Genomic DNA, 1,076 nt, shown 5'->3' on the forward strand with positions numbered 1-1,076 from the left:
TGTTCTGTCCACGGAGGTTAGGCAGCGGCTCTAGACACAGGTGAAGGCCTCCGGGTGAGGTGTGGAGCAGCGACGCATCTCACCGAACCGGAGGCCTTCATGTCCCACGCTAACGCCACATTGACCCCGACCGGACGGCTACGCCTGGCCAAGCTCGTCGTCGACCGGGGCTGGACCTACGAGCGGGCCGCGGAGCGGTTCTCCGTGTCCGTTACCACCGCAAGACGATGGGCAAGCCGGTATCGCCAAGAGGGCGAAGCAGGCATGGTCGATCGCTCCTCGCGCCCACGCTCTTGTCCGCGCCAGCTGAGCCAGCGCCGGGAACGGCGCATCCTGGGGTTACGGGTCGCCCGGCGGTGGGGACCGGCCCGGATCGCCTACCACCTCGGGCTGAACCCCTCGACGGTGCACAAGGTGCTGCAGCGCTATCGCTGCCCGCGGCTGAAGTGGACCGACCCGGCCACCGGGATCCGGACCAAGACCTCGCGGGCCGACAAGCACAGCTACGAACACGCGGCCCCGGGCGACCTGGTCCACATCGATGTCAAGAAACTCGGCCGGATCCCCGACGGTGGCGGCTGGCGGTTCCGTGGCCGCGTAGAAGGCTCGGCGAACAAGAAGCGGAAGCCAGCCGGGTACGCCTTCTTGCACCACGCGGTCGATGACCACTCCCGACTGGTCTACTCCGAGATCCACGCCGATGAGAAGAAGGAGACCGCGGTCGCATTCTGGCGCCGTGCCAGGGTCTGGTTCGCCCGTCGCGGGATCACGATCCGCGCCGTGCTGACCGACAACGGCAACGCCTACCGATCCAAGTTGTGGGCCAAAGCCTTGGGCAAGCGCGTCAAGCACCGCCGCACCCGCCCCTACCGCCCCCAGACCAACGGCAAGGTCGAACGCTTCAACCGGACCCTGCTCGAGGAATGGGCCTACGCCCGCGAGTACCGATCAGAAGCCGAACGCGCAGCCGCCTACCCCGACTGGCTCCATCACTACAATCACCACCGCGGCCACACCGCACTCAAAGGCAAGTCACCCGCCGACCGCGTGCCCAACCTGTCCGGACAGAACACCTA

Annotated in this window: 1 protein-coding gene; it reads left to right on the forward strand. The window is 67.1% G+C overall.

Annotated features, from left to right (window positions below; genetic code table 11):
• Window positions 1-99: 99 nt before the first annotated feature.
• On the forward strand, window positions 100-1,076 hold a 977-nt coding region (locus tag C9J87_RS19295), incomplete at its 3' end, for an IS481 family transposase (protein ID WP_107706358.1).

Origin of the sequence: Nocardioides allogilvus (genome assembly GCF_003047285.1) — a bacterium.
Taxonomy (GTDB): Bacteria; Actinomycetota; Actinomycetes; order Propionibacteriales; family Nocardioidaceae; genus Nocardioides; species Nocardioides allogilvus.